Genomic DNA, 21,936 nt, shown 5'->3' on the forward strand with positions numbered 1-21,936 from the left:
TTACCTGCTGTTGTGTATACAAGCTAAGCGGGGTTGCTCACACCGGTGTGAAGTGCGTGATGGAGGAGCCGCTTGATACATGAACGGCATTGCGCCCATTACGCTTGGAGGTATACAGAGCGTGGTCTGCTTCGGAGAGCAGATCTTCCAGCGAAAGATTTTTGCCCCGGGCCTCCACGACGCCGAAGCTTGCCGTGACATGGATGGGCCTGGAAATGGCAGATATGGAGCTGCGCTCAATGTCCTTCCGCATCGATTCAGATAACAGGGCAGCCTGCTTCAAGGCTGTTCCCGGCAGACAAAGAACAAATTCCTCGCCCCCGTAACGCCCGAAAATATCTCCCTCGCGCAAATGACTGCTGCAGACGGTTACAATATGCTGCAGCGCCATATCCCCATAGTGGTGGCCGTAACGGTCATTGATGTTTTTGAAGAAGTCAATATCGAGCAAAATAATCGAGACCGGCTCCAGACTGAGGGCGGCCTCATTCAGCAATCCCCGGCTCAGCTCCATGAAATGCATCCGGTTGTAGATCCCGGTGAGGCTGTCTACGGTGGCGAGCTGGAGCAGTTTTTCCTGAAGCAGCGTCCGCTCCGTGACATCAATCAGCATAATCATCCGCCCCACCTGATGCCCGCCATACTTCTGCACCGGAGAGGATCTAACCTGATAGTACCGGGTCTCGCCGTTCATATTCCAGCCCAGCTCGCGTTCTTCGCTGATCAGCGGATCGGAATTCATCACGTAATCGACCGCATCCTGGCCTGCCGGAAGAAAGAGCTGGGCCAGGGGCTTGCCGATGGCCGAGGCATCCAGATCCTGCAGCATGTCCGCAGCGGCCCGGTTGTAATCGACCAGCGTATCGGAAAGATCCGTAACCAGCACACCGTCGCGCATGCTCTCAAACAGATTTTCGCGGGCAATAGGAGCGGCGGTGAGCATACCTCTGGACAGAATAGCCCATATATACAGGGTTGAAGTAATACTCATAATGACCGGAACAGGGTCCATTCCATAGGGAGTTGCATCCATTAAATAGAGAAAAGCGCCCAGAGCCGGGAGGAACTGCCCGATAAAAATGGTGAACAGCTGCCTGCGGTAGACGCGCTTCATCCGGTTCCACTGCCAGAGAATCAGGCACATCCCGGCAAGCATACAGCCGAAGGTCAGACTGCCCTGAACTATATACCAGGGACCCATAACGACATCGATCAGCGGTGTGGGTGCTCCTTCCCGGAAATACATCGACTGATAGAAGAGATGGTGATGGTCGTTGGTCCATACAAGCAGTACGGAGATAAAGGGAATGGCATACAGCGCGGTGACCAGCCCTTTTCGGATCAGCCGCTCCAGTCCTACGAAATACATAATCATCAGCAGGCTGGAAGGGGCGATAAAAGGCATCCCAAGATACTCGACCTTAATCCAGAAACTGATTTCCGGCATCGTGCTTCCCGACAGCTCCAAGGCAAAGCCGAAGGTATAGATGGCCGATGTTAGGGAACTGAGGATAAAAGCCCGTGTTCCAGCGAAATCGGTTTTTTTATAGTAGGCAAAAAGCGCCAGCAGGGCGCTCAGCACACCGGAGATTGAAACAATAACTATATAATTCGAAATCATGGACCCCATTGTTCAAGCCTCCGTCTGCGGATATATGCTGCGGGCATAGGCAGATTGTCTCCTGTTTATTAAAAATCTAGTGAGATAGTAGCAAATATACATAGTGAAATCCCGTTTGTCAGCGCATACAGCATGAAGATATATACCTACTTTATCGGCAAAAGTCGCAATTTTTAAAAATTTAGAAAGCATATTTTTAACAGTATCCTAGAATACCTAGACAAAGTGACGGAATTTCTCAGACTCCATTTTACTTTTTGTCTAGTGAGAGTAACCGGAGCACAGTGTATTATGTTAGTTAATCGAACATGTTGAAGAAATAAACATCATCTCACGCAGGAATATGTTATTTTATCTAACATATGGAAAAAAATCAAATCCGATCCGGGAATAAAGGGGGAGCTGGAAATGTCATTAGCAGCGGCAAAAATTCCTGAGATACAGCTGCAGAACGTCGAGATGCGTTACCAGACGGACGCGGCCGATGTGCTTGCACTGCATCAGGTAAGCCTGGATATCGCCAAAGGGGAGTTCGTTTCCCTGCTTGGACCGTCCGGCTGCGGCAAAACTACACTGCTCAGACTGATGGCAGATCTGCTGACGCCAACAGGCGGAGACGTTACGGTAGCCGGCAAGAGTGCGCGTGAAGCCCGGCTGGCCCAAAAGTACGGTATCGTGTTCCAGAGCCCGGTCCTTTATGACTGGCGGAAGGTGAGGCATAATATAACGCTGCCTCTGGAGCTGATGGGCGTGAAAAAATCCATCCGTGAGGATAAAGCGCTGGAGCTGCTGGATCTCGTAGGCCTGCAAGGCTTCGCGGACAAGTATCCGTGGCAGCTCAGCGGGGGGATGCAGCAGCGGGTAGCCATCGCCAGAGCACTGTCGATGGAGCCGGAAATCCTGCTGATGGATGAACCCTTCTCCGCGCTGGATGAGTTCACCCGCGAACGTCTGAATGAGGAACTGCAGGCTGTATGGGGCAAGGTGCAGAGCACCATTGTCTTCGTCACCCACAGCATACCAGAGTCGATTTTTCTCTCGGACCGTGTGTTCGTGCTGTCTCCGCATCCGGGCAGGCTGTCCGCCGTTGTGGACATTCCGCTGCCGCGTCCGCGCACGGCGGAAATGAGGAACAGCCCGGAATTTTTTGAACTGATCGCCCGTATCCGCGACAGCTTCGAAGGGGTGTAGGGATGAAGGGGAACAGTATGTATATGCGGGACCGCTTGCTGCCGCTGTTCGTCTGGATCTTCGGCCTGCTGGCAGTCTGGGAGGCGGTCTCCTGGTGGCTGTTGCGTGTGGCCAAGACACCGCTGGCCCAGTCTAAGCTGCCTTATGTCCATGAAGTTGCGGCAACCTTGTGGAAATATAGCGGCACGCTGCTCAAGGAGGGCGGGGCGACCTTCGGCAATGCCGGAGTCGGATTTCTGATCGGTGCAGCGGCCGGAGTGCTCCTGGCTGTGCTGATGAGCCTGTCGAAGACAGTTGAACAGCTCGCCTTCCCTTATGCGGTGGCCTCGCAGATGATTCCGATTCTGGGGCTGGCACCGATTATCTACGGCATTGTACGGGATGAGCAGGTGTCGCGGATTATTATTTCCGGGTACATTACCTTTTTCCCGGTCGCTCTAAATATGCTCCGCGGGCTGCGCAGTGTCGATCTCCCCGCAGTGGAGCTGATGCATTCCTATGCTGCAAAGCCTTGGGCTGTATATTGGAAGCTGCGCTTTCCGGCTGCGCTGCCGGGCCTCTTCAGCGGACTCAAGATTGCGGCACCGCTCGCTGTGACCGGAGCAATCCTTGTAGAGCTTATGGGCGCACAGCATGGCATCGGCGTCATTATGCTGCGCAATCTCTATTACGGTCCTTCTCATACGTATATGTTCTGGTCAACCGTGCTTGTCGGCGCCTTGCTCGGGATGGCCAGCTATTGGCTGATGAGTCTGGTGGAACGCCTGGCAGCGCCATGGCAGCCGGAATTCCGCCCGAAAGGGGGCAGCCGTTAATGGAGAGCAACACTACTGTGCGGGATACATCCTTCATGGCCTCCACGGGCAAAGAAATCAAATCTGTCTCTTATACGTCAACTAACAACGAAGTATCAACGGTTATTGATAGGCGAAGAAGCCCCCGGCGGCCGTTCAGGCGGCTGAACCCCGGTGTGATTCTGCCCCTGCTGGCCGGGATACTGTTTCTCTTCCTATGGGAATTTCAGGTTTTTCATAAGCTTTTGGATCTCAAAAAGTACCAGCTTCCGCTGCCCTCGGCCATCGCAGAAGCAATGCGGGATAACATCAGCCTGCTGCTGTCTTATACCGGTTATACGCTGGCCGAGGCGGTCGCGGGGATGCTGATTGGTTCAGCCTGCGGCTTCCTGATCGCCCTGGCGGCAACCGCCTGGCCCCGGTGGGGCGGAGGCAGCCTTACCCTCGTGGCAGCGCTGAATGCCGTGCCCATTGTGGCGCTCGCCCCCATTATGAATCTGTGGTTCGGGGACGGCATCGGGTCCCGCGCCGCAATCGTTACAGCGACCACGATGGCTGCGATGGCAATTAATGCCTACAAGGGCATGTCAGCCGTTGACCCGCTGGCTCTGGATCTGATGCATTCGTACGCGGCTCGCAAGCCGGCAGTGTTCCGCTACCTCCGTGTTCAGAACAGTCTGCCCTATGTGTTCACGGCACTGAAGATCAATGCCACCGCGAGTATGATCGGAGCCATAGTGGGGGAATTCTTTTTCTCCTCGCGGGGGCTCGGCTACCTGTTATCCAACTCGATCAAGGTGGCCAAAATGCCGCTCGGCTGGTCCTGCATCGTGCTCGCAGCCATTGCCGGGGTAATCTTCTACCTGATTGTGGAGCGGCTGGAGAAGGTGTTCATCAAGTGGCATTCCTCCCAGCGGGCCTGACCCCCTGAATCCGTTACATCCGGTCCTGCGCCGAAGGGAAAAGAGAACCCTCCCCAGGCCGTATGCATAGAGCATCATGCTGTATTTATTTTCGAAATGAAAACTCAAACGGATAGGGGGAGTTGTATTGATGAACGGGAGTAAAGGCAAGTTTCGCGGCGGGCTGCTGGCGGCTGCACTAATCATGATGATTTCTTTGCTGGCAGGCTGCGGGGGCAGCAATAATAATGCAGCTCCGGGGGCTGAGGAGACGGCTGGGGCAGAGGCTTCCGCTTCACCGGAAGCGGCGGACCCGGCTGCAGATCCGGTAACCGTCAAGCTGCAGCTCAAATGGGTGCCGCAGGCCCAGTTCGCCGGTTACTTCCTGGCACAGGATAAAGGCTATTATGCCGAAGAAGGGCTGAAGGTAGAGATTCTGCCCGGCGGCCCGGACATTGTGCCGGAGCAGCAGGTTGCGGGCGGATCGGCGGATATCGGCGTGGACTGGGTGGCAAGTCTTCTGACCAGCCAGGAGCAGGAGATGCCGCTGGTGCAGATCGCGCAGATCTTCCAGAAGAGCGGACTGGTGCTGGTATCCAAGAAGGCTGCGGGGATTGCCGGACCGGCTGATCTGAAGGGCAAGAAGGTCGGCAACTGGATGGGCGGCAACGAGTTTGAGATTCTGGCGCTCTTCGATAAATACAAACTGGATTCGAACAAGGATCTGAACTTTACCAAGCAGGGCTTCACGATGGACCAGTTTCTCGGCGGCGAGCTCGACGCGGCATCGGCTATGACCTATAACGAATACCAGGTCATCCTGGAGTCCGGCGTCAAGGCGGAGGATCTGAACGTAATCGACATGAACGATGAAGGGGTGGCGATGCTGGAAGACAACCTGTTCGCCAACAAGGAGTGGCTTGAAGCCAATAAGGAAACGGCGGCCAAGTTCGTCCGCGCCTCCCTGAAGGGCTGGAAGGACGCGATCGCCGATCCGGAGGCGGCGGTAGACAGCGTGATGAAGCTGGCAGAAGAAGGCAGTACCACCCGTGAACATCAGCTGACGATGATGACTGAGGTTGCCAAGCTGATCCAGCCGGAAGGGTTCGATGCTTCCAAGATGGGCTATACCGATGCGGCGGCGTTCCAGCAGACCGCAGACATTGCCCTTAAGTTCGGCGTCATCAAGAAGGCATCCAAGGTGGATGAAGCCTATACGAACGAAATTGTGGAGATGGCGGCAAAGTAACGATGGCTCATTCATATTTCTGATAGATGACCGCCGGAATGGGCGGTCATCTATTATAATCAATGGCTCAAGATGGAAAGAGGTGCGGAAGATGTCTCTGCTTGTGAAGCAAACGGAGAAACTGAAGAACTATGTGAATGGAGTCTGGGTGGAATCCTCCTCCGGACAGCAGGAGGAAGTATTCAATCCGGCAACCGGCGAGGTTATTGCTTACGTCCCGATCTCCAGCCGGGTGGAGCTGGACACTGCCGTGAAGGCGGCCTCAGAGGCGTACCGCTCCTGGAAAAAGGTTGCCGTTCCGCGCCGCGCCCGCTATTTCTTTCAGTACCAGCAGCTGCTGGTGCAGCACTGGAACGAGCTGGCCGGGCTGATTACGCTGGAGAACGGCAAAAGCCTGGAGGAAGCGCTGGGTGAAGTGCAGCGCGGCATTGAGTGTGTGGAATTTGCCGCCGGCATTCCGACGCTGATGATGGGCAGCCAGCTGCCGGACATTGCTACCGGAGTCGAGTCGGGCATGTACCGGTACCCGCTTGGGGTAGTGGGCGGCATTGCACCGTTCAACTTTCCGATGATGGTGCCCTGCTGGATGTTCCCGCTGGCGGTTGCCTGCGGCAACACCTTTGTCATGAAACCCTCCGAGCGCACGCCGCTGCTGATGAACAGGCTGGCAGAGCTGTTCGCGGAAGCGGGATTTCCGCCGGGGGTGCTGAATGTGGTGCACGGGGCGCATGAGGTCGTGAACGGGCTGCTTGAACATGAAGAGGTCAAAGCTATTTCCTTCGTAGGCTCTCAGCCGGTTGCAGAATATGTCTATAAGCAGGGAACATCCTTTGGCAAACGGGTGCAGGCTCTGGCCGGGGCCAAGAACCATTCGATTGTGCAGCCCGATGCCGATCTCGACAATGCGGTCAAAAATATCATTTCCGCCGCCTTCGGCTCTGCGGGCGAGCGCTGCATGGCCTGCTCTGTGGTGGTTGTCCATGAGGCGATCGCCGATGAACTGGTGAGCCGCCTGACTGAGGCGGCGGACAGCCTGAAGATCGGCGGCGGCAAGGACGAAGGGGTGTTCCTCGGTCCGGTGATCCGCCAGTCGAACAAGGAGCGTACGATCGGTTATATCGAAACGGGAATTCAGGAGCAGGCGGTGCTGGTGCGGGACGGCAGGTTGGACAGTGCGGCAGCCGGAGCGGGCTATTTTCTTGGACCGACGATCTTCGACCATGTGCAGCCGGGGATGACCATCTGGCGGGATGAAATTTTTGCGCCGCTGCTGGCGGTGGTGCGGGTCAAGAATCTGGCGGAGGCGATTGCCGTGGCGAACCAGTCTCCTTTTGCCAACGGGGCCTGCATCTATACAGACAGCGCTAAGGCGATCCGGGAATTCCGGGAAGAGATTGATGCGGGAATGCTGGGGATCAACCTGGGGGTGCCTGCGCCGATGGCGTTTTTCCCCTTTTCGGGCTATAAGAAATCCTTTTATGGCGATCTCCATGCGAACGGCAGGGACGGCGTTGAGTTCTATACCCGCAAGAAGATGGTTACCGCGCGTTATTAACTATTACGGATATTGAGAGGTGAGAGTCCATGCAGAGCCTGGGGAACGAAAGCGAGCTGGCTGTTAAGAAGGATCAGCAGTATTTATGGCATAACATTACCCCTTACAGTGAAAAGAATCCGCCGATGATTGCAGCGGCAGCAAGCGGCTCATGGGTGACGGATATCGGCGGGAACAAGTTCCTGGACGGCATGTCCGGCCTGTGGTGTGTCAATGTCGGCTATGGACGCAAGGAGCTGGCGGAAGCGGCCTATCATCAGCTTCTTAGCCTCCCGTATTTCCCGCTTACGCAGAGCCATATGCCGGCAATCGCTCTGGCTGAGAAGCTGAACGCATGGCTGGAGGGAGACTATGTCATTTTCTTCTCCAACAGCGGTTCAGAAGCCAACGAAGCTGCCTTCAAAATAGCCCGCCAGTACCAGCAGCAGATAGGCCAGCATTACCGTCACAAATTCATCGCCCGCTACCGGGGCTATCATGGCAGCTCGCTTGGCGCGCTCTCTGCCACCGGCCAGGCGCAGCGCAAATATAAATATGAGCCGCTCAGCGGCGGATTTCTGCATGTGGCCCCGCCGGACAGCTACCGCCGTCCAGCCGGCATGAGCGTGGAGGAATTCAACCTTCAGAGTGCGCAGGCAATAGAGGATACGATGATCTGGGAAGGCGTGGAGACGGTAGCGGCGGTCATTATGGAGCCGGTGATTACCGGCGGCGGTGTCATTGTGCCCCATCAGGTCTATCTGGACCGGGTGCAGGAGATTTGCCGCAAGCATGGCGTGCTGCTGATTATTGATGAGGTCATCTGCGGCTTCGGGCGCTCCGGCCGCAAATTCGGCCATCAGAATTATGGCGTGAAGCCGGATATCATCACCATGGCCAAAGGATTGACCAGCGCCTACCTGCCGCTGTCGGCAACGGCAGTCCGCAAGGATATCTACGATGCCTTCAAGGACAACAGTGACGAATACGGGTATTTTCGCCATGTGAATACCTTCGGCGGCAATCCGGCAGCCTGTGCGCTGGCCCTGCGCAATCTGGAAATCCTGGAGCAGGAGAACTTGGTGGAACGCGCCGGCATTCTTGGCAAGAGGCTGACTGCTGAATGGGCCGGACTGCTGGACCATAAGCTGGTGGGGGATATCCGCAGCTTCGGGCTGATCATTGGCATTGAACTGGTAGCAGATAAGGCTACCAAGCAGCCTGCCGAGCTGGCTGTCGTTAAGGGCATTATCGCCGAGTGCAAAGCCAAGGGGCTGATCATCGGCAAAAACGGGGATACGGTAGCAGGCTTCAATAATGTGCTCACCATCGCCCCGCCGCTGTCCTCGACCGATGAGGATATCCAGTTTATTGCCGGTACGCTCAAAGCTGTGCTGAACGGGAGCTGGGCAGAGTGAGCCTCTCGGGATACAGGAGCTGGTAGGCGCGCAGGGCGACCTGGATAGAGATGCGGTTCTCAGGCAGCATGAAGTCTTCGCCCAGCAGCTCGGTGATTTTGTCCAGCCGGTAGTAGAGCGACTGTCTGACGATGAACAGATTCCGGGCGGCAATCTGCTTCGAGCCGTCATGGTCGAGATAGACGCGCAGGGTCAGCAGCAGCTCGCTTCCTTTGGCGGTATCATGGTCAATCAAGGGTCCGAGATAGCTGCGGATGAAGTTCTCCAGCGTCTTGCCGTCATTCAGGCTCAGCAGCAGCTGGAAGACGCCCAGCTCTTCATAGAACAGAATGGACTTCTGATAACAAGAATACAGAGACAGCGCTTGTACGGCTTCCTGGTATCCGGCGTAGGCGTGCTTCAGGCCCCGGTGGGACTTGCTGACTCCAATGACGAGCTGCAGGTCCTTCAGCTTCTCATCGGAGCGGATATGCTGCAGGGCATCCAGCGCCTGCTGCAGCCGGAGCTTGCCGGGCAGCTTGGACTGGATGTCGAGGGCGATGACGGTGAGGCGGTTGTTCTTCAGTGTAATCAGCGGGCGCAGCGAGTACTTCTCGAAGATCGAGCGCAGGATGAGCGACAAGTGAAAGGTGATTGATTCCCAATCATTCTCCGAGCTGTTCCATTTCACATCGCGGGGGTTTTCGATTTCGACCAGGCACACGCGGTAGGGAAGCTCATTAACCACATTGAAGTCAGGCCCGACCAATCCTTTGAGCCGGTTGTCCTCCTGGGTCCGGCCGCCGATCAGCTCATCCACCCACAGATTCTCCGAGAACAGCTTGCGCTCCTCCATATACCGTGTGCGCAGCAGCTCCTGGGCAATGGACAACGACGCGGAATCGAGCAGCAGACAGTCAAACTCCTGGGGCTTGTGATTGCAGACCATCAGAATATAGGCCCAGGTCTGATCGAGCGCACCCACCGGCTTCAGGGCAATCGTCTTGTGGCCGTAGTCGCGGATATAAGGGGCGGCATCCGGCTGCACGCCTTCCATTTCTTCGCCGAAGGCTTCGAAGAAGCTTAGGAGAGGGAGCTGTTCCTCAGGCGTAAGTGCCGGGAAGAACAGAGGTTTTCCTTGCGGCTGCATATACACAATTTGTGTGCGGGTGCTTTTGCATAATAATTGCAGTACCTTGACCGTACCTTGAGAGGTCAGTGTTAGACGGTGGAACTCACGGGAGATGCTCTCCAGCTCCTGAAGCATGCGGTGATGCCGGTTGATAATAAGGGAATGCAGATCAAGAGTGATATCTACAAAGCGTACAGTGCGGGTGAAAATAATCAGCGGGAAGTCATGATGATTGGCCAGATCAATCATTTCCTGGGGGATGCTGCTGAAATAAGCTCCCAGCTCGATGCATAAGCAGGCTGCGTTCTTGTCAATCAGATTCTGCATAAAAGATAAGGAAGAGGGCAGGCCGGCGCTTGCCCCTATGCCGGTGGTCAGAATCATCTCCTCCCCGTGGATCAGGCTTTCAAAGCTCGCGCTCTCCAGCACATGCACCCAGCGGATGGCGCGGTTCAGGCCGGTTCTGCCGCCGATGACTTCCGATTCTGCAAACAGCGGTCTTTTGAGTGCATCACGAATGGTAAAAACAAGCTCCCAATCCATAAACATCCCCCTCGCTTAACATATGATCTTTTCCTGTCCGGTGCGGGCTGTTTCAGGCTATATTCTCACAGGTAAAAAATACACTTTTGAAATTAGACAATCTGTCTAATGTAACGAAAAATGGAATTTACTATAGTTTCAATATAACGTGTAAGGAAAGTTTACCTAAGTGGATGAAAAGTGGAATGAGGAATAAGGCTTATTGTTCATTTTACTACATTAATTCTCAGAAGTAAGCAAAATATTAAGGCAATACTCGTAATTATGTTATATTATATAACATAAATATGACTCTAAAGCGGAAACCGTTCATACAGAAGGAGGGATACGGATGGAGCATGCTTCTCCGTTAAACACATTCACGCCCGACATGTTCATGCGGGGTTTTGCCGAGGCCGAGCCTGGCCTTACCCGCAAAGGTGCAATCGAAGAGTCCAACCGCTGCCTGTATTGTTATGATGCGCCCTGCATCAAAGCCTGTCCGACCAGCATTAATATTCCTTCTTTCATCAAACGCATCGCCACAGACAACCTGAAGGGTTCGGCACAGACGATTATGGATTCCAATCCGGTGGGCGCCAGCTGCGCTCGAGTCTGTCCAACGGAGGAACTGTGCGAAGGGGCTTGTGTGCTGAATGATGCTTCTGCACCGATACAGATCGGGCTGCTGCAGCGTTATGCCACCGATTGGGCGATCAACAGCGGAGTCCAGTTATTTAAGCCGGGTCTTCCTAACGGCAAGAGAGTCGCCGTGATCGGCGGCGGTCCCGCCGGTCTGTCCGCAGCCAGGGAGCTGGCGCGTGAAGGTTTTGGTGTGGTGATCTATGAAGCGAAGGAGCTTGCAGGCGGGCTGGACACCCATGGAATTGTCTCATTCCGGCTGCCCCAGTCCATCCCGCTGTGGGAAGTGGAGCAGATCGGGAAGCTGGGCGTAGAGATCCGAACAGGTATGAAGGTGGGCGTGGATGTTTCTGTAGAAGAGCTGAAGGCCGATTATGATGCAATCGTGCTGGCTGCGGGAATGGGTTATGTTCCGCCTCTTGGCATTGAAGGAGAGAAGCTCTCCGGCGTATATGATGCCATCGGGCTGGTGGAAACCACAAAGACGGGCATTCCGGCATTGGAGCTGACGGGCCGTCGGGTCGCCGTCATCGGCGCAGGCAACACGGCGATTGATGCAGCCACCTGCTCGGTGCGGCTGGGAGCGGCGAATGTGAAGATGGTCTACCGCCGGACGCCCGCAGAGATGACAGCGTATGATTTTGAATATGAATTCGCCAAGCAGGAGGGTGTGGAATTCAGCTGGCTGACCCTGCCGAAGCGGATTATCGGGGACGAACTGGGCAATGTGACTGCTCTGGAGTGTGTGCAGATGAAGCTGACCGGGGAGAGAGGCAAGGATGGCCGTCCGACACCGGTGCCGGTGGAAGGCTCTGAATTCCTGATGCCGGTAGAAGCGGTGGTGGTGGCCATCGGACAGAAACGGCGGGTTGACCTGATTGAAGCGCTGGGGCTTGAGCATGAACGGGGCGTGGTCAAGATTGATGAAGCAACCGGCCGGACCTCCGATCCGCAGATTTATGCCGCCGGGGATATCGTCTTCGGCTCGGGCAAAGGTGAAGCGATGGTAGTCTCCGCTGCCCGGCAGGGCAAGGCTGCCGCTTATGCCATCATGAAGCAGCTGTTGGGTATGCAGGATAGTGCGCTTGGCTCTATCCTGACTTATATTTCTCGCTGAAACGGTACCGTCCTTTAAAAGGACGGCGAAGCCGTTTCTACTTGACAGGGAGGTAATATTAATGGCAGATTTGCGTATCGATCTTGCAGGGATCAAGTCACCCAATCCATTCTGGCTGGCCTCGGCGCCGCCTACCAATACCGGCTACCAGGTGCAGCGCGCCTTTGAGGCAGGCTGGGGAGGCGCGGTGTGGAAGACGCTGGGCGATCCGATTATCAATACCTCTTCCCGGTTTGCGGCTGTGCATTTCAACGGGCAGCGTGTAGCCGGCTTCAATAATATCGAGCTGATCACCGACCGTCCGCTGGAGGTCAACCTTAGGGAAATCTATGAAACGAAAAAAAGATTTCCGGACCATGCGGTTGTCGCCTCCCTGATGGTAGAGCCGAAGCAGGAGAAATGGCATGAAATCGTCAAGCGGGTTGAAGCTGTCGGCGTAGATGGCCTTGAGCTTAACTTCGGCTGCCCGCACGGCATGGCTGAGCGCGGGATGGGCGCGGCCTCCGGGCAGCAGCCCGACCTGGTGGAAGCCCAGACCTACTGGGTCAAGGAAGTGGCGGCTACGCCCGTCATTGTGAAGCTGACGCCGAATATCACCGACATTACGGTTGTGGCCCGCCACGCCGTCAAGGGCGGGGCAGATGCAATTAGCCTGATCAATACGATTAACAGTCTGGCAGGTGTCGACATCCACAGCTGGAACACGATCCCGAATGTGGGCGGCCAAGGGGCGCACGGCGGCTACTGTGGCCCGGCTGTGAAGCCGATTGCCCTCAGCATGGTCGCTGAATGTGCGCGCGACCGCGGGGTGGGCGTGCCGATCTCCGGGATCGGCGGGATCTCCACCTGGCAGGATGTGGTCGAATTCATGCTGATGGGCTCAACCGGTATTCAGGTCTGCACGGCGGTCATGCATCACGGGTTCCGGATTGTCGAGGAGATGCTCGACGGCCTGAACAACTATCTGGATGACAAAGGATTGGCATCTGTCACTGAGCTGACCGGCAAATCGGTGCCCAAGTACTCCAACTGGGGCGACCTGGACCTGAATTACAAAGTGGTGGCACGGATTAATGAGGAGAACTGCATCAACTGCAACAAATGCCATATTGCCTGCGAAGACGCCTCGCATCAATGCATTGATATGCTTACGAATGCCGACGGCAAGGCCTTTCTGCACGTGCGCGAGGAGGATTGTGTAGGCTGCAACCTGTGTTCCATTGTCTGCCCGGCGGACGGGGCGATTGATATGGTGGCTCTGGACAGCGGCGTGGCTCCAATGACATGGAATCAGCGGCAAAAGGTCATCAGCGGCCTGAACAGCTCATATTCGGAAGCGGAGGTGGTGTAAGAATGAAGAAGATGATCAAGAATGGCATTATCGTGACCGCAGCGGATACGTATACAGGGGATGTTCTGATCGAAGACGGGATCATTGCCGGAATCGGCCTCAATCTGGAAGCGCCGGGTGCGGAGATCATCGACGCTTCCGGCTGTTATGTATTTCCGGGCGGCATCGACCCCCATACGCATCTGGATATGCCTTTTGGCGGCACGGTGACCGCGGACGACTTCGAGACCGGAACGATTGCCGCTGCATATGGCGGGACGACGACAGTCATCGATTTCTGCCTGACCACCAAAGGCCAGCCGCTGCAGCAGGCCGTGGATACCTGGCATCACAAGTCACAGGATAAGGCGGTGATTGATTACAGCTTCCACCTGATGGTTTCGGAGCTGAATGATAAGGTGCTTAGCGAGCTGCCGCAGATTATTGAGAACGAAGGCATCACTTCGCTGAAGGTGTTCATGGCCTACAAGAACACCTTCCAGGCCGACGACGGCGTGCTGTACAAGACGCTGCAGGTTGCCAAACGGGAAGGTGCGCTCGTTATGGTCCATGCCGAGAACGGCGATGTGATTGAATATCTGGTCGAGCAGGCCTTGGCTGCCGGGAACACCGATCCGATCTACCATGCCTTGACCCGTCCGCCGGAGCTGGAAGGCGAAGCTACCGGAAGGGCGGCGTATCTGACGGAGCTGACCGGTTCCCAGTTGTATGTGGTGCATGTAACCTGCGCGGAAGCCGCCTGGAAGATTGCGGAAGCGCGCCGGAAAGGGCTGCGTGTCTACGGCGAGACCTGCCCGCAGTATCTGGTACTTGATCAGACGGCGCTGGAGAAGCCGGACTTCGAAGGTGCCAAATATGTCTGGTCTCCGCCGCTGCGCGAAGCGTGGAACCAGGCGGTGCTGTGGGATGCGCTCTGGAGCGGCGCGCTGCAGACGATCGGCTCCGATCAATGCTCTTTTAACTTTAAGGGACAGAAGGATCTTGGGTTGGGCGACTTCTCAAAAATTCCGAACGGCGGCCCGACCATAGAAGACCGGTTCAGCGTGCTCTACTCTGAGGGCGTGCAGAAAGGCCGCATCTCCTTGAATAAATTTGTAGATATCATCTCCACCTCCAGCGCGAAGCTGTTTGGGCTTTTCCCTCAGAAAGGCACCATTGCCGTCGGCAGCGATGCAGATATCGTTATTTTCGACCCAGCTGTAGAGAGAACCCTTTCCGCAGAAACCCATCATATGAACGTAGACTATAATGCCTTCGAAGGTATGGAGGTCAAAGGCGAACCGGTCTCCGTACTCATCCGGGGGGAGTTCGTTATTCGTGATAAGCAGTTTGTCGGCAAGGCGGGGTCCGGCAAATATCTGCACCGCAAACGGTTTGAAGCGGAAGCGCCGCGTCCCTCGCAAGCAGAAATCAGCGGAGGAGTGGTCTGAATGTCCGCATATGCCGAGTTTGACAAGGAACGGCAGGAGATAGACGCTCTGCTGCGGCAGGGCTACGTGATCACGGGAATCCGGGAAGATCTGAACGGGGCCGCAGTACAGTTCACCAGCAGCGGGCCGGGCGTAAACCGGGTAGAGCTGCTGTTGCTGACCGCCGATAGCCGCAAGTATGTGACGACATTGATATTCGCCGGTGCCAACCCGGCCAAGCCACTAGAAACACATATGTAAGTTGTCATAAGCAGTTGATTGATGTGAATTCAGAGATCAAGTCTAACCGTTTTTTTATACGGTATAGGCTTGGTCTTTTTTTGAATCTAAGGAGATGTACGGGAGGGCACGCATCCGGTGAAAAGTATTGTATAATTGAGGCTCAGTGCAGGCAATTTCAACTTAAGGATGAGGAGAGCGGATTTCCTATGTTTTTTTTAGATAGTATGTCATGGCTGACGGAGGAGCGTCTTCTGCAGCTGCTGGAGCAATACCGCTCACTGGGGCCTCTGCCCGGAATCGGGCTCACCTTCATGAAATCCTTCGTCCCGCCGCTGCCGACGATTGCAATTGTAGGACTTAACGGGGCGGTGTATGGGCTGTGGCTTGGTTTTTTGTATTCCTGGCTCGGGCTGGTTGCGGGCTGTGTAACCACGTTCCTGATTATCCGCCGAATCGCCTCGCACCCTTACTTGCGCAAGTGGGCGCTGCGGCCCAAAGTCGCGAGAGGCATGAAATGGGTCCGCAATAGCGGCTTCAGCTACGTTTTTCTGCTTAGCCTGTTCCCGGTTGGACCCTTTGTTGTAATCAACATGGCTGCTGGACTTGCGCAAATGCGGCTGCGCTCGTATCTGCTTGCCCTGTGTGCGGGCAAAGCGATCATGGTGTTTGCAGTTTCCTATATTGGTAATGATGTGGACCGGTTCATCCGCCATCCCGGAGAAATCATCTATGTGCTGCTCTTTATCGGGGTTTCACTCTGGGGGGTTAAGGCCATTGAGGCCCGGTTCACCCGGGCCGCGCAGGCGCGGGAGGAGCAGCTTCCGGCAGGGGGACCGCTACAACGCAAATAATCCGCTGACCGCAGCCTCATTCCCGGCCTCATCGGCTGGGTGCACCCAGCTGTTCGTGCTGCGGTTATAACGGTAATCCTGTCTCCACACGCTGATATGGCGGACGATACTGTGGACGGCGTGGATCATGAACTCGACTTCACCGTCGGTCATAATGGGGTGCAGGGAAAGGCGGACCCACCCCGGCTTGCGGGACTGGTCACCGGCATGAATGGCCTGGATGAATTCCCGGGACAGCTCCCGGTCCAGTCCCAGCAGATGGTGGCCGTAAGGTCCTGCGCAGGAACAGCCGCCGCGCGCCTGAATGCCAAACCGGTCATTGAGCAGCCTGACCACAAGATTATAATGAATATCTTCAAGGTTGAAAGATACAATGCCGTGACGCCTGGTGTGTTCACCTGCAAGTATCGTGCAGCCTGGAATGGAGTGAAGCCCGGTGAGCAGCCTGCTGCACAGCTGCTGCTCTCTGGCAAGCATGAATCCGCCATCCCCGTTCATCGCCTCCTTCAGCTTGAGGCACAGCGCTGTACGGAAGGCCTGCAGGAATCCGGGAGTTCCGCTGTCCTCGCGTACTTCGACTGAATGGATATACCGGCGTCCGCCCCAGGCATCGACCCAGACCACGGTTCCACCGCCCGGCTCATCCGGCAATTGGCCTCTGCTGAGGCCGGAATCGAAGAGCAGTACTCCCCCTGTGCCGGGGCCGCCGAGAAATTTATGCGGTGAGAAAAAGATAGCATCCAGCTTCTCCAGCGGATCTGCCTGATGCATGTTGATGGATGCATACGGGGCGCAGGCGGCAAAATCCACAAAACAAACTCCCCCGTGGCGGTGCATGGCGGCGGCGAGCCTGTGATAGGGGATATGGATGCCTGTAACGTTGGAGCAGGCCGTGAAGGAACCGATTTTGAAGCGGCGGTTCCGGTAGAGCATCAGCAGGCGTTCCAGCTCCCGGAGATCGGCAGTTCCGTCCGCTCCGGCAGGGACGGTAACTACATCGCCGATGCCTTCCTGCCAGGGCAGCAGATTGGAGTGATGCTCCATGTGGCTGACAAAAATAACCGGGCGGTCCTCCGGAGCACATAGATAATCCTCCCGCAGCCATTCGGGAAGCTTCAGGCCCATCAGCCGCTGCAGCTTGTTGACTGCGCCTGTGGTGCCGTTGCCGCAGAAGAGCAGCGCATCACCCGGCCCGGCGTTCACATGGTTCTTGATAATCTTCCGCGCTTCGTTATAGGCGAGGGTCATGGTCAGACCGGTCGTGTTCGATTCTGTGTGCGGGTTGCTGACATAAGGCCCGAACATCTCCTGAATTTTACGTTCAATGGGTTCATACAGCCTCCCGCTGGCTGTCCAGTCGGCATACAGCAGCGGGTGACGGCCGTAGGGAGTGGAGATCACATGCCGTCCCCCAATAGTATGCTCGCGAAAAGGTGCGAAATGCTCCAGCAGTGAAGCGGGCTCCTCTGCCGTAGAAGCGCGGTTGATACTCAGCACGGACAATCCCTCCAGCCAGTGATTAGATACGGTCCTATAATCGACGGCAAAGCCGTTTCTTCTTATGGCCCAGTATATGCCCGCCGGAGGAAATAGGTTAAAGCCCAGGAGCATTATTCCCAAGCAAGGCTAGATGAACAGCTGCATATCGCTTTCCAGTGCATCCTTCAGATAGGCGGCGGCATCAATAATCTCGACCTCGGGCAGGAGTTCCTCCGGCTTGAAGCCCATGATGTCAACGGAGAGCTTACAGGCGTAGAATTTGATGTTCTTTTTGCGGGCCCCCTTCAAAAAATGGATCAGCTTCGGCGCCCCCTGATCTTCGATCATTTCCTCCAGCATCAGCTTCCCGAGACCGCTGAAATTCATCCGCGAGAGCGGCAGCTGCTCCGGTCCTTTCGGGGTAATGACGTCCATTAGCTTTTCATAGATCGATTTGTCCTCCAGCGTCATTTTGTCCGGGTCACGGACAAGGAATAACCCCCAGAACGAGAAGAACATAGTAACCTCCACGTCGATATCCCGGGCGGTATTGGCCAGAATCAGCGCCGCCATCGCCTTGTCATACTCCCCGCTGAACATCAGCAGATTCATTCTTTTATTCATCCTACTCATCCCTCCATTGTTACCCAGAATGTCATTAGTATGGTTATGGAGAGAAGAAGTATGCTTCCGGTCAGCCTTATATGGGGAAATATTCAGAAAAAAAGCCGGCTGTAATTCAAACTGCCGCTCCCGGACCGGAAAGAGCCGGGAGTTTGTCCCGTCAGCTTTTGGAAGACCTTTATGAAATAACTGCCGCTCGAATACCCGACCCGGGAGGCAATGGCTTCGACGCTCAAGTCAGTGGCGGTCAGGAGTTCTATAGCGCGTTCAATCCGGGTCCGGTTCAGATATTCATTTGGGGTTAGGCCAACATATTTGCTGAAGGTGCGCAGCAGGTGGAATTTGGAGAGTCCCATCTGCTCGGCAAGCTGCTCCTGGCCGATCATGGAACTGTACCGTTCTTCGATGAATTGGACGGAATCCCTTACTGCCGTTGGCCATTCTGCCGCGTCACGCGGTCCGCTGGAGGAGAGCCTTCCCAGTTCCATCATGAACTGGTGCAGCAGGGAGGAGGCGATATAGGGATCGGAAATTCTGCCCGAATATGCTTCATGGACAATATCACGCAGGATACGGATCGGCCTGCTGCCGGGGACAATGGCTGGAGCGGTCCCAAGCTTGGCCTTAATGTCCTCCCACAGGGGAAGCAGCGGCTGTGGCCGGAAGAGCAGGAAATAAAATTCCCACGGCACCGAATCGCCGGGATGATAATAGCGGTGGCTGCCGGGGATCTCAGCCAGAAATGCCCGTCCGGAGCCGATGCGGAACGTCTCCTGCTCCGTTTCGAATATTCCGCTGCCTTCTGCTGTGTACTGAAACAGCAGCAGAGGTCCATCTGTACGGTCCATGCCATTCCAGTGATAGGAAGCATCCGTCACAACATCATGTCCGACCGCGAAAAGGTTGCAGAGCGGCAGGTGGTCCGGCTCGCTGAAGCGGAAGCCATAGACCCCGTAGCTGCTTGAGTTGTTCACAGAATCCCTCCTTGCAGATTTCTTTTATAGTATCAAAAAAGCCCCCACAGGGGGAGCTTATTAAAAATATAAGATAGTATCTGCTGTGCATATTAAAATATCCTAATCTTTCCCGCTGTCTGGCTATTCTTTGCCTGTTTTCTGCTCTGCCGGGTCTGCGGCCTCAGGACGGCGCAGGTCATAATAGCGGGCGGCCAGCCACACACTGCCCGTGAACAGCACAATCAGGCCGAGGATGATGCCAAAACGCCAGTCTCCTGCTTTGAAATTGAGCTGGAGAACCGCAAGCACAAGCGCGACCTGCGTCCAGACTAAGGTTCTCTTGCGGAAAGCTGTAATATTTCCGGCCATATGCGGCATGCTGCGGATCACGCGGTAGGCGATGATCGCCAGAATCAGCGCGAAGACAAGGGTAGCCATCCATTCAGGTGTTGATAGCGCATTCATTATTCTCAAAATCCTTTCGGCTTAACTTCAAAGCTGCTGCCGCCCCGGGAAGGACGGCACAGTTGTTGCTTTTTATTATACTGGCCCGAAGGGCTTTTACCAAGCCGCAAAACTTAGGACTTGCAATTTGTTATGATGCCACCTTGTGAATATCTTCGGCAGGCAGCGGCGGAAAGAATAAGAAGCCCTGAATATGCGGGCAGTTATGCTTAATCAGGAAGTCAAGCTGTTCCTGGGTCTCCACGCCTTCCGCAATCAGATCATACCCGAGCTGCGAGGCGACGTATACGATGGATTTAATAATCGTTTCATCAATGGAGCTGACGCCGATACCGGTGATGAAGGTGCGGTCGATTTTGATTTTGTTAACGGGAAAATGCTTCAGGTAGTTCAGTGAAGAATATTTGGTGCCGAAGTCGTCGATGGAGACGACGATGCCATGGTCGCGCATCTGCTGCAGCAGCGGATAATGCTCTTCCAGCAGCGCGGTGCTCTCCGTAATTTCGAACTCCAGCATACTGGTCTCCAGTCCATATTGGTCCAGCACCGCAAGCAGGTTCTCGATCAGGTTGCGGTTGTAGAACCAGCTGTTGGAGATATTGATCGAGGTCCTGTGCAGCGGCAGACCCATCGATCTCCATTCACAGAGCTGGCGGCAGACCTCACGGAGCACCCAGTCCGTAAGCTGAATCATCAGCCCGGCCTCCTCCACGGCGGTAATGAAGGTGCCTGGCCCGATCAGGCCCTTTTCGGGATGGTTCCAGCGGACAAGCGCCTCCATGCCAATCATTTTACCGGTAACGGCGTTGATCTGCGGCTGGTAGTGCAGCACAAATTCTTCGCGCTCCAGTGCGGAATGCAGATATTTGGCGATCATCGTCTTCTGCTCCAGCTTCTCGCGCAGCTCCCAATCAAAGATGAAGTAATTGGCCTCCTCCTGACTTTTGGCCTGATACATCGACATGTCCGCGAACTTCAGCAGATCATCCTTGTTCAGCGAGTGCTCAGGATACAGCGAGACGCCTATACTGGTCGATAAGCTCAGATGTGCGCCGGAAATCAGCAGCGTTTCCGAGATCAGCCCGCTGATGTCTCCAGCGATAAGGGGGATATGCTCCCGGGGCAGGCCGGAGAATACCATCACGAACTCATCGCCGCCGGTGCGCGCGAACAGCTTGAAGGGCACTTTGCCGTTTTTCAGCCGATGGGCAAGCGTCTTGATGACCTGGTCGCCGATGGAGTGTCCCAGTGTATCATTGATTTCCTTGAAACGGTTGAGATCAAAAAAGAACAGCGTGTAGGTCTGTGTCGGCTCTGCCGATTGCAGAAGGCGTTCGAACTCGTCCATAAAATACAGCCGGTTGGGTATTTCCGTTAGGCTGTCGTAATGCGCGAGCTTTTCATACAGACGCTTGGACACGCGGAGATCACGTGTGCGGATGCTGACCACCCGTTCCAGTTCACGGTTGAAGCGGCTCTGATGCCAGAAGATATAGAGAATGAATGCGATGATAAGCAGGATAGCCATATCGATCCAGAGAACGCTGCGCAGCACTTCCCATTTCTTATGCGAAGGCGTAGGAATGCCCATCAGCCAGTGCTGATTGTAGACGGTAACCGGAACCACCAGCTGCTTGTCTTCCTTACGGGTGGGAGTGCCGAATAGAAAAGTATGGTCTTCTGTTCTCACAAATATTTGGGTGTCCTTCAGCAAAAGCTGGTCCACAATATTCTCAATCTTCAGTGTTACAGAAACTATGCCTGTAAAAGAATTGTTATGGTAGATGGCTTGTCTGATCACCATGCCGTATTCACCCTGGGCGAGAGTCCGGGGACCGTCTATTGTAATGCCGCCGGAGCGGATGGTTTCTTGGACCATGCCGGGTGAGGATAGTGCTGAATCCAGCAGCAGGCTTTTGCCCAGAATCGCTGTATTGCCTGAGAGAGGATATAAATAACGGATGAGGCCGTCCGGAGCGATCATGATATTCATAACGTTGCTAGAATTATTGTTGTAGGCGGTGTGCAGATACTCGTTAATCAGATTTGGATCAGCATCAAAGCCAACCGTTTGTATAAAGGAACTGACGCCTTTGACAATCGAGGCTCTCTCTTCAATGTTTGAGGTTAGCATGACTGCTTGTGAGGACAGATCGGCTTTTTCAGCCCGGTACTCCCGGTCTACAGATAAAGAGTAATAGTAGAAAAGAGAGAGCTGAAGAACGACTACAAAGCCGAGGATGATCGTTAAAGGCTTTTTATTAATGAAAGCCATGGAGTGCCTCCGATATCAAAAAAATTCAACATTATTCTTACCATTCATTAGAAGCGGTTCCCGCCCAGGAAAATGTCGATATATGTCGTATGTGTTTCTATAGCATGTCATCTTTATCGTCTTTGCGCAAGGGAAAAGCTTACAGTGGGCCTGCAAAATTAAAAAAGGATAAACACGTCCCG

General features: G+C 55.0%; 18 protein-coding genes. 11 read left to right on the forward strand and 7 right to left on the reverse strand.

Annotated elements, in window-relative coordinates:
- Window positions 1-37: 37 nt before the first annotated feature.
- Window positions 38-1,630: a histidine kinase N-terminal 7TM domain-containing diguanylate cyclase gene (locus BLQ82_RS21830; RefSeq protein WP_062522670.1), complete on the reverse strand. Its 1,593-nt coding sequence runs from the start codon at window positions 1,628-1,630 to the stop codon at window positions 38-40.
- Between the two features lie 399 nt (window positions 1,631-2,029).
- Here BLQ82_RS21830 and BLQ82_RS21835 point away from each other — a divergent pair, with 399 nt between their 5' ends.
- From BLQ82_RS21835 to BLQ82_RS21860, 6 genes are all read left to right on the forward strand, one after another.
- Window positions 2,030-2,812, forward strand: coding sequence for an ABC transporter ATP-binding protein (locus BLQ82_RS21835; protein WP_062522668.1), 783 nt, complete (start codon window positions 2,030-2,032; stop codon window positions 2,810-2,812).
- 2 nt (window positions 2,813-2,814) lie between these two features.
- Window positions 2,815-3,627 (forward strand): ABC transporter permease, encoded by an 813-nt coding sequence (locus tag BLQ82_RS21840; protein ID WP_082722626.1) that lies wholly within the window; start codon window positions 2,815-2,817, stop codon window positions 3,625-3,627.
- Window positions 3,627-4,529: an ABC transporter permease gene (locus tag BLQ82_RS21845; RefSeq protein WP_062522666.1), complete on the forward strand. Its 903-nt coding sequence runs from the start codon at window positions 3,627-3,629 to the stop codon at window positions 4,527-4,529. The genes BLQ82_RS21840 and BLQ82_RS21845 overlap by 1 nt, the downstream gene beginning before the upstream one ends.
- Window positions 4,530-4,659: 130 nt before the next feature.
- Window positions 4,660-5,757 carry an ABC transporter substrate-binding protein gene (locus tag BLQ82_RS21850; protein ID WP_062522664.1) on the forward strand — a complete coding sequence of 366 codons (1,098 nt, stop codon included), beginning with the start codon at window positions 4,660-4,662 and terminating at the stop codon, window positions 5,755-5,757.
- Between the two features lie 91 nt (window positions 5,758-5,848).
- A complete protein-coding gene (locus BLQ82_RS21855; RefSeq protein WP_062522662.1) occupies window positions 5,849-7,312 on the forward strand; it encodes a CoA-acylating methylmalonate-semialdehyde dehydrogenase in 1,464 nt (487 codons plus the stop codon).
- 29 nt (window positions 7,313-7,341) lie between these two features.
- On the forward strand, window positions 7,342-8,709 hold the full coding sequence (locus BLQ82_RS21860) for an aspartate aminotransferase family protein (RefSeq protein WP_062522660.1): 1,368 nt from the start codon (window positions 7,342-7,344) through the stop codon (window positions 8,707-8,709).
- On the opposite strand, the gene BLQ82_RS21865 is transcribed toward BLQ82_RS21860, so the two are convergent.
- A complete protein-coding gene (locus BLQ82_RS21865; protein WP_062522658.1) occupies window positions 8,675-10,363 on the reverse strand; it encodes a PucR family transcriptional regulator in 1,689 nt (562 codons plus the stop codon). The genes BLQ82_RS21860 and BLQ82_RS21865 overlap by 35 nt on opposite strands.
- Window positions 10,364-10,694: 331 nt before the next feature.
- Here BLQ82_RS21865 and BLQ82_RS21870 point away from each other — a divergent pair, with 331 nt between their 5' ends.
- The 5 genes from BLQ82_RS21870 to BLQ82_RS21890 all read left to right on the forward strand — a co-directional run bounded on the left by BLQ82_RS21870 (window position 10,695) and on the right by BLQ82_RS21890 (window position 15,955).
- On the forward strand, window positions 10,695-12,101 hold the full coding sequence (locus tag BLQ82_RS21870) for an NAD(P)-dependent oxidoreductase (protein WP_062522656.1): 1,407 nt from the start codon (window positions 10,695-10,697) through the stop codon (window positions 12,099-12,101).
- A gap of 61 nt (window positions 12,102-12,162) precedes the next feature.
- Entirely contained in the window at window positions 12,163-13,452 is a 1,290-nt protein-coding gene (preA, locus tag BLQ82_RS21875) for an NAD-dependent dihydropyrimidine dehydrogenase subunit PreA (RefSeq protein WP_062522654.1), read from the forward strand.
- A gap of 2 nt (window positions 13,453-13,454) precedes the next feature.
- Window positions 13,455-14,882, forward strand: coding sequence for a dihydropyrimidinase (gene hydA, locus BLQ82_RS21880; protein ID WP_062522652.1), 1,428 nt, complete (start codon window positions 13,455-13,457; stop codon window positions 14,880-14,882).
- On the forward strand, window positions 14,883-15,122 hold the full coding sequence (locus tag BLQ82_RS21885; protein ID WP_062522649.1) for a hypothetical protein: 240 nt from the start codon (window positions 14,883-14,885) through the stop codon (window positions 15,120-15,122).
- A 188-nt stretch (window positions 15,123-15,310) separates the two neighbouring features.
- Window positions 15,311-15,955, forward strand: a complete 645-nt coding sequence (locus BLQ82_RS21890; RefSeq protein ID WP_062522641.1) for a TVP38/TMEM64 family protein — start codon at window positions 15,311-15,313, stop codon at window positions 15,953-15,955.
- Here the strand turns inward: BLQ82_RS21890 and BLQ82_RS21895 are convergent.
- The 5 genes from BLQ82_RS21895 to BLQ82_RS21915 all read right to left on the reverse strand — a co-directional run bounded on the left by BLQ82_RS21895 (window position 15,941) and on the right by BLQ82_RS21915 (window position 21,754).
- A complete protein-coding gene (locus BLQ82_RS21895; protein WP_244280930.1) occupies window positions 15,941-17,452 on the reverse strand; it encodes an aminotransferase class V-fold PLP-dependent enzyme in 1,512 nt (503 codons plus the stop codon). The genes BLQ82_RS21890 and BLQ82_RS21895 overlap by 15 nt on opposite strands.
- A gap of 129 nt (window positions 17,453-17,581) precedes the next feature.
- Window positions 17,582-18,058 carry a DsrE/DsrF/DrsH-like family protein gene (locus BLQ82_RS21900; protein WP_062522636.1) on the reverse strand — a complete coding sequence of 159 codons (477 nt, stop codon included), beginning with the start codon at window positions 18,056-18,058 and terminating at the stop codon, window positions 17,582-17,584.
- Window positions 18,059-18,150: 92 nt separating this feature from the next.
- Window positions 18,151-19,032, reverse strand: a complete 882-nt coding sequence (locus BLQ82_RS21905) for a helix-turn-helix transcriptional regulator (RefSeq protein ID WP_062522634.1) — start codon at window positions 19,030-19,032, stop codon at window positions 18,151-18,153.
- 123 nt (window positions 19,033-19,155) lie between these two features.
- Entirely contained in the window at window positions 19,156-19,479 is a 324-nt protein-coding gene (locus BLQ82_RS21910) for a hypothetical protein (RefSeq protein ID WP_062522632.1), read from the reverse strand.
- Window positions 19,480-19,609: 130 nt separating this feature from the next.
- Window positions 19,610-21,754 (reverse strand): bifunctional diguanylate cyclase/phosphodiesterase, encoded by a 2,145-nt coding sequence (locus tag BLQ82_RS21915; protein WP_062522631.1) that lies wholly within the window; start codon window positions 21,752-21,754, stop codon window positions 19,610-19,612.
- Window positions 21,755-21,936 lie beyond the last annotated feature (182 nt).

The organism is Paenibacillus jilunlii, from assembly GCF_900102965.1.
Classification (GTDB): Bacteria; Bacillota; Bacilli; order Paenibacillales; family Paenibacillaceae; genus Paenibacillus_AQ; species Paenibacillus_AQ jilunlii.

What these genes read in the sequence shown, in the direction of transcription:
- BLQ82_RS21900 (WP_062522636.1), bottom strand. Translation starts at nt 18,058, where the DNA reads ATGAATAAAAGAATGAATCTGCTGATGTTCAGCGGGGAGTATGACAAG.
- BLQ82_RS21850 (WP_062522664.1), top strand. Translation starts at nt 4,660, where the DNA reads ATGAACGGGAGTAAAGGCAAGTTTCGCGGCGGGCTGCTGGCGGCTGCA.
- BLQ82_RS21870 (WP_062522656.1), top strand. Translation starts at nt 10,695, where the DNA reads ATGGAGCATGCTTCTCCGTTAAACACATTCACGCCCGACATGTTCATG.
- BLQ82_RS21910 (WP_062522632.1), bottom strand. Translation starts at nt 19,479, where the DNA reads ATGAATGCGCTATCAACACCTGAATGGATGGCTACCCTTGTCTTCGCG.
- BLQ82_RS21835 (WP_062522668.1), top strand. Translation starts at nt 2,030, where the DNA reads ATGTCATTAGCAGCGGCAAAAATTCCTGAGATACAGCTGCAGAACGTC.
- BLQ82_RS21840 (WP_082722626.1), top strand. Translation starts at nt 2,815, where the DNA reads ATGAAGGGGAACAGTATGTATATGCGGGACCGCTTGCTGCCGCTGTTC.
- BLQ82_RS21865 (WP_062522658.1), bottom strand. Translation starts at nt 10,363, where the DNA reads ATGGATTGGGAGCTTGTTTTTACCATTCGTGATGCACTCAAAAGACCG.
- BLQ82_RS21845 (WP_062522666.1), top strand. Translation starts at nt 3,627, where the DNA reads ATGGAGAGCAACACTACTGTGCGGGATACATCCTTCATGGCCTCCACG.
- BLQ82_RS21890 (WP_062522641.1), top strand. Translation starts at nt 15,311, where the DNA reads ATGTTTTTTTTAGATAGTATGTCATGGCTGACGGAGGAGCGTCTTCTG.
- BLQ82_RS21885 (WP_062522649.1), top strand. Translation starts at nt 14,883, where the DNA reads ATGTCCGCATATGCCGAGTTTGACAAGGAACGGCAGGAGATAGACGCT.
- BLQ82_RS21860 (WP_062522660.1), top strand. Translation starts at nt 7,342, where the DNA reads ATGCAGAGCCTGGGGAACGAAAGCGAGCTGGCTGTTAAGAAGGATCAG.
- BLQ82_RS21915 (WP_062522631.1), bottom strand. Translation starts at nt 21,754, where the DNA reads ATGGCTTTCATTAATAAAAAGCCTTTAACGATCATCCTCGGCTTTGTA.
- BLQ82_RS21830 (WP_062522670.1), bottom strand. Translation starts at nt 1,630, where the DNA reads ATGGGGTCCATGATTTCGAATTATATAGTTATTGTTTCAATCTCCGGT.
- preA (WP_062522654.1), top strand. Translation starts at nt 12,163, where the DNA reads ATGGCAGATTTGCGTATCGATCTTGCAGGGATCAAGTCACCCAATCCA.
- hydA (WP_062522652.1), top strand. Translation starts at nt 13,455, where the DNA reads ATGAAGAAGATGATCAAGAATGGCATTATCGTGACCGCAGCGGATACG.
- BLQ82_RS21855 (WP_062522662.1), top strand. Translation starts at nt 5,849, where the DNA reads ATGTCTCTGCTTGTGAAGCAAACGGAGAAACTGAAGAACTATGTGAAT.